Origin of the sequence: Malonomonas rubra (assembly GCF_003247215.1) — a bacterium.
Lineage (GTDB): Bacteria > Desulfobacterota > Desulfuromonadia > Desulfuromonadales > Geopsychrobacteraceae > Malonomonas > Malonomonas rubra_A.
In genome coordinates, this window is the sequence record NZ_QKAP01000095.1 from 1 (window position 1) to 6,149 (window position 6,149).

The following is a 6,149-nucleotide window of genomic DNA, read 5'->3' on the forward strand; positions in this document are numbered from 1 at the left end:
CCGGTAAGAGCTGTTATGCCGTTGCTCGAAAGCCATTGTCCCAGCGTGTAGATCGTCGGTTGAGAGCATCATTACCTTGCCGAGAAACTTCTGCTGGTAGTGATCATTGAACTGCTCGATGTTCCCGTTGCGCCACGGTTCGGCCATCAGGACAAACCAGGGTTCAACGTCATGGAGCAGACAAAGCCGAACAAACTGGCTCAATGCTCTCGGATATCTTGGACTGCCAAGAAAAGACATGGCGTTATCAACCTGAAGGTTGTCCGGTATTCCCAGTCGCGCCCAGATCGCCCAGATACTGTTCAGGACAGCTTGTCCGGATTTGAAGAGCGAAGCATGAAGACCACATCGTGCCGTTGCGACATCGATCACGTTGAGCCCGTAGAAGCGGATCGGTCCGGTCAAATAGCACGGACCAACCATGTCCATTTGATGCGTCTGATTCGGCAACAGAGCCGGAAGCTTGGGATAAGGCGTTCCCTTCGGCTCGTAGTTGCCGGTGCGGCGATGGGTCAAATCATTGCGTTTGAGGATGCGATTGATCGTTCGCAATGACGGTAATGGCGACACACCAAGGTCTTCCAGCTCCCACAGAATGGCCTGCGCTCCACAAAACAGATCCAGGTTGTAGAGATTCAAGCGCACCAGCTTGACGATCTCCTCGATCTCAGTAGGCGTTCGGTTGGCAATGTTGACAGGTTTTTTTGGCAAACTGCTGCACCATTCATCATCATGGGCAGAATGCCGCCGGACCCACTTGTAAAGCCAGGGCCGAGATCGACCGAGTGACGAGCAGATGCTTTCTGGTTTCTCCCCTGCGAGAAACCTTCTCACGGCCAAGATACGTTGCTTTTCCTCATCCTTCATGAACACCTCCGTAGCGGAAATGTACAGAAGGATGACGGGTGGCTATTCGATTGTCAGAGAACTATTTTGTAAACGATGCCCTGGCACATTTTTTTGTCTACGATATGCTGGCACTTAACAACTAGATTTTAGACTTTCGTGCTGGGGAGGCATGAATATGGCTTTGTTTTGAAAATCAGAGCAACAAACTCCCGCCTTTGGGGCGATACAAGTCAATGTGCTAAATCAAATGATCCAATAAAGTACTGGTAACGTCACAAACGCTAAAGCCATCCCCACACTGACCAAAGCTGCTGCCAATTCTGGCAGGATGCCTGCGGCAATTGCTAAAGCACCCGCTGTGACCATTGGTGGCATACCCGCCTCAAAAACAGAGACCTCTGTTGCTAACCCATTTAATTCGAGCCAATAACACGCAATTAAAGCCGCAAGTGGAGCAATGGCCAATTTGACCGCCAGGCCAAAACCTAAAGGGCGTAATACTGTTGGGCTTAACCTTATATTCAACTGAAAGCCTATAGCGGTCATTACCAGAGGGGTCAACATACCGGCCAAAGTTTCCAGCCCCCTGACCATGGCATCAGGATAAGGCCAGGCGCGTAGCAGTAATCCGATCAGGAGTGCCAAGGTCGGTGGAAAAAGAATCGCCCGCTTGGCAACTCCGGCTATATTCACTTTTCCTTCACAGCTATGCATTGCGAGTATCACGGAGCCGAAAATGGCAAAAATGATCATGGTGCCGATTTGGTCGTAAATGATCAAAAAGGGGATTCCGGTCTCTCCGAAAAACGCCTTAACCATCGGCACGCCCATAAACGATGTGTTGCCGATTGGAACAACCAGAAGCAGAACGGCAATGGTTTCGCGTGACCACCTTAAACACTTGCCGACAATAAGGATCAAGGCGGCTGACAAAAGCAGCATCATCCAAGGAATAACAGCGGGGATAATCATGTCCCCTGAGAATTTAAGCTGGGGGATCTTGAGCAGAATAACAGCAGGAAGAGCAACATAGAGAGCAAATATATTGAGTACCTGCGCCGTTTGCTCAGGGAAAGCCTCAATGCGCCGAAACAAAATACCAAGACCTACAAAGATACCGATGAGAATGAAGTTTTCCATGCGTTACTTATCCTGAACTGTTGAGTGAACCATGAAGTTAGCAGAATAGACAAGATAGCTGTTGAAATTTGAGCGGTAAATATTAAAAATAGTGCAACATATGTGCATTTATGCACAACTAGAGACAATGTCTAAGTCGATTAATATCTTTGACACTACCCCTACGAAGGAGGCTCCATGAGCTCAAACTGGGATGATTTTCGATTCTTTCTGACTCTCAGCCGAACCAATTCGTTCGTGTCTGCGGCCAACCAGCTTAAGGTCACGCATAGCACGGTATCCCGACGGATTTCAGCACTGGAAGCTGATTTACAAACTAAATTGTTCATTAGAACCGAAAAGGGATGTCGCTTGACACCTGCGGGGGAACAGCTCTTGCCGCTCGCAGAAGAGATCGAGAAAACAACCCAGAAACTTCAAGAACAAGTTTCCGGCAAGGACAACCAGCTTTCGGGGACGATTCGTATCGGAACTCCAGATGGCCTAGGGAACTGTTTTTTGGCATCAAAACTTAGTGTCTTGCAGAGAGAAAATCCATTACTGGAGGTTGAACTTATCGCTGTACCCATGTATTTCAGTCTATCCAAACGTGAGGTGGATATTCTCATAACCGTAAAAAAGCCCGTGCAGGATAGAGTGATTGCCCAAAAGATAACCCATTACAGGTTCGGATTGTTTGCTTCCCGAAAATATCTGGAACAATCCAAACCCATCAATAAGGTCAGTGATCTCTCTGGACACCGTTTCGTCGGATACATTGATGACCTTTTGTACGATCAGAAGCTGAAATTCTTAGAAGAATATTCTCCCACCTTGAAGACGTCTTTTCGTAGTTCAACGATCATCGCCCAAATGAACAGTATTAAGGCTGGTGCCGGTATCGGTGTAATTCCCTACTTTATGGTGCATACGGAACCGGACCTGATGCCTGTGCTACCGGAAAAATTTCTTGAAAGGGAGTTCTGGCTTCAGGTCAGTCCGGACACAAAGCAGCTTGCACGAGCAAGGGAGACCATGGATTTCATCGTCGAGCAAATGCATTCGCAAAAAAATCTTTTCATGTTACTTCCGGAAGGGGAATCGCCTTCAGTCTAGGATGTACATGACCACCTCATATCTATGTACCTGTTGGATGGGAAATCAGTGAAATCAGCCCGACTTGAAGCCATCTCGACCCAAATTGCCAGAAGATCGATTTCCCCAAACCGCTACCTTTCCGTTATCACAAAGCTATTTCCTAGATCCTTTTATCAAAAGTTAGATCAAAAATAGCCCTCTCGCTAAACTGATGAAATAACTACAAAGAGAAAGGGCCGATTTTGCGTTCCATATGCCGGGATCCGTGAAATTAATTCACTACTTTGAGATTTAGCCAGGTGGAAGATATTTTGTTTTCAAATATGAAATCATTATTTTTGAAAGACTAAATCAGTGTAATTTACTCTTAGGACCTACATGATCAACTTCTGAAATGCCTCAGTCCACTAATTTATAGACCGAGGCATTTTTTGTACTTGTTGTAGTAATTATTTGAACTAAAATTTCGCTGATTCATTTTTGGTCTTAGCGGCATTGATCAATGGCTCGAAAGCAGCGATCGGCAGGGCTCCATTCAAGTATAAACCATTGACGAAAAAGCCGGGAGTTCCTGAAACCCCTAGTTTCTTGCCCAAGGCCAAGTCGGCGTCGACCGCGGTCGAGGCATTTTTATATTTATCGGAATTGATGTCCTCCGCGCAAGTCGACCAGGCCGCCATGTCGATATCAGAGCCAGACAGATACTCTTTGCTCTTAGCAATTACGTTGCCCGGATTTATTTCTTTCTGGTGGTTAAAGTAGTTATCGTGGAGTGTCCAGAAGGCCTCATCCTTCTGCAAGGCACCGCAATACGCTGCTATTGCTGCCTTTTTGGCCCACGGGTGGCTACTGAGAGGGAAGTGCTTAAACACAAACTTTACGTCATTTGGGTACTTCTCAATGATCTGCTCGACAGTTTTAAAACCTTCTGAGCAATAAGGGCATTGAAAATCAGAAAATTCAACTATCGTCACTGGTGCATCAGATGCACCTCGGTAGGGTTGATTTGAGATATTGGAAGCAAGCTCTTCACGAATTGCAGCGGCTTTTTGGGCTGCAGTAGCCGTTCGCTTGGTGATTTCAGCTGCGACTTCATCCTTGCTAAGGCTAACATCAATTGGTTCGCCACTGACTAGAAAAAGTTTTTTGTCGTCCCGGCTAACAAGGAATCTCTGTTTCTGCCGGCCGCCGATAATGAACATGCCTTCGTCAAGGCTACCGTATCCGCTAGGTTCAATGTCGCCCATGGTGACAACCATTTGTTCGAGTTGAGGAAAAGTAAGTTTAAGATTGGCAAGGATTCGTTCTTTGCGATCTGCCGGACCCTCCATAGCCATGACGGAACTGTTTACCAGTCCGCCGATGAGTAGGCAAGCCACCAAAGCAAAAATCAACCGAATGCGCTTCTTCATAGTTGTACTCCTGTCGACTAAGGAGCTAAACAAGTACTGAAATGCTTGTTTGACAGCTCCGTGTTTAAATTCGGGACTTAATTTTCTTCTCTTCGTCATAGAAACTTCTTTGGCTCACTATATGCTTTTTTGAAGTGTTCGTAAATTCGGGGGAGAACCAGTTTGTCAGACTACCACAGCAAGGGAGCACGGTTGTGATCGCAAGTCATGACAGCGGTCAGTCAGAAAGACTCGGAGGCATCGCGATCAGAATGAAGAATGGGCGACTGGTTGACAACCCTGACGACCTTTTACCTGAAACTCGATTCAAGGCGGTGTAAAGTTTACAGCTTATAAAATTCAATACTCCGAGTCCATGCAGCCTGTCGATTCGATTCGTGGTGTTTGGACCGTTGGGTATGGTGGGAAACGATCGTGCCTCCTGTGTTTGGAAAGGAGATTTGCCGCGCATATAGGATGCTGCTGGTTTGGCCTTTGATGAGGCCTTTTTGCAACGTAAAAAGTGGAGGAAAAGTAAGATGAAAACATTGCGTATTATCATTCTATTGAGTTGCCTGGTACTGTTGACCACCAGCGCCTTCGCCATCGAGCACCTGCGCTTGGCGACGACCACCTCGACCGATAACTCTGGACTGCTGGCGTACCTGCTGCCACCGTTTGAAATGGCCAACAACTGCCTCTGGACTGGTGATGCCGTGACAACGTCAGGGGCTGCCTTTGGGATGCTTGTTGTTAGTTGTATTGGGAAACATAAACAAGTAGTCTCACAACTCGTAACTTATCTCATGCCCCAAAAGTCTTGAGCCTTGTAATGTCTGCTTTAGGGCCCTGGATCGCAGCTTTGTGGCTGATCGGTGTCAGCGGCAAAATCAAACATGAACTGCCAAATGTCTGTTATTTCCTTTTCGGACAGATCATCGAAAACGGTTCTGGGATGTTTTCCTTTTTTGAAGAACCTGTCCCACTGATTCATGGTTTTGTCTGACGGGGAAAGATAACCACCTTCTGAGCTGTGCATATAATGGCATGGCTTGCAGCTTTTCTTAAATAATGCCCTTCCCTTGCTCGGGTTTCCTCCCGATATGGCGAATGCGGTCGAGCTTACAACCGTGAAAATTTTTAGCAGAATAAATATTTTCTTCATATAGGCCTCCTATCCTGCTCTTTTGCGTGTGTTTTTAAGGGCTAATTGTTGAGTGCCACGACATCGTAGACTCAACGACAGCATTAGCGAATTTTGTAGTCAAATTCATCGACTTGGGTCTTGGCCAGATAAAGCTTCAACTTCTGTTCTTTGACATCGATAGTAGCCACCACATATTCGAGCTTGAGTTCCGGCGGAACGGGAAACAATTCTCCGAGGATATTCAGTTTGAGATCGCTGCGAATCAGACGCACCAAGTGGTATCGGCCCGTCTCCGGTTTCTCTACCCGCTGTATGGGATTGCTTGCCGGGTCAGGAAATCTCAACGCCGCCTTGCTAGCGGAAAGTGCCTTAAGAGGGGTTTTGCCGCCGAGTTTGCTGTACCGGTAAGAGCTGTTATGCCGTTGCTCGAAAGCCATTGTCCCAGCGTGTAGATCGTCGGTTGAGAGCATCATTACCTTGCCGAGAAACTTCTGCTGGTAGTGATCATTGAACTGCTCGATGTTCCCGTTGCGCCACGGTTCGGC

Annotated in this window: 6 protein-coding genes, 1 pseudogene and 1 riboswitch; of the genes and pseudogenes, 2 read left to right on the forward strand and 5 right to left on the reverse strand. The window is 47.1% G+C overall.

What is annotated here, in order from left to right:
• Window positions 1-867 (reverse strand): helix-turn-helix domain-containing protein (locus Q7J88_RS10360; RefSeq protein WP_303722116.1); only part of this gene is annotated, 867 nt, incomplete at its 3' end.
• 225 nt (window positions 868-1,092) lie between these two features.
• Window positions 1,093-1,989: an AEC family transporter gene (locus tag Q7J88_RS10365; RefSeq protein ID WP_303722117.1), complete on the reverse strand. Its 897-nt coding sequence runs from the start codon at window positions 1,987-1,989 to the stop codon at window positions 1,093-1,095.
• Window positions 1,990-2,166: 177 nt separating this feature from the next.
• On the opposite strand from Q7J88_RS10365, the gene Q7J88_RS10370 reads away from it, so the two are divergent.
• Window positions 2,167-3,084 (forward strand): LysR family transcriptional regulator, encoded by a 918-nt coding sequence (locus Q7J88_RS10370; protein WP_303722119.1) that lies wholly within the window; start codon window positions 2,167-2,169, stop codon window positions 3,082-3,084.
• Window positions 3,085-3,524: 440 nt separating this feature from the next.
• Here Q7J88_RS10370 and Q7J88_RS10375 read toward each other — a convergent pair whose 3' ends face one another.
• Window positions 3,525-4,478: a thioredoxin domain-containing protein gene (locus Q7J88_RS10375; RefSeq protein WP_303722120.1), complete on the reverse strand. Its 954-nt coding sequence runs from the start codon at window positions 4,476-4,478 to the stop codon at window positions 3,525-3,527.
• A gap of 333 nt (window positions 4,479-4,811) precedes the next feature.
• A riboswitch (molybdenum cofactor riboswitch) is annotated at window positions 4,812-4,932 on the forward strand.
• A 64-nt stretch (window positions 4,933-4,996) separates the two neighbouring features.
• Between Q7J88_RS10375 and Q7J88_RS10380 the strand changes: the two genes are divergently transcribed.
• Window positions 4,997-5,281, forward strand: coding sequence for a hypothetical protein (locus Q7J88_RS10380; protein WP_303722121.1), 285 nt, complete (start codon window positions 4,997-4,999; stop codon window positions 5,279-5,281).
• Window positions 5,282-5,298: 17 nt separating this feature from the next.
• On the opposite strand, the gene Q7J88_RS10385 is transcribed toward Q7J88_RS10380, so the two are convergent.
• Both Q7J88_RS10385 and Q7J88_RS10390 read right to left on the reverse strand, forming a co-directional pair.
• Window positions 5,299-5,622, reverse strand: a complete 324-nt coding sequence (locus Q7J88_RS10385; protein WP_303722122.1) for a cytochrome c — start codon at window positions 5,620-5,622, stop codon at window positions 5,299-5,301.
• A gap of 83 nt (window positions 5,623-5,705) precedes the next feature.
• Window positions 5,706-6,149 (reverse strand): annotated as a pseudogene (locus Q7J88_RS10390) (integrase core domain-containing protein); the annotation flags it as partial.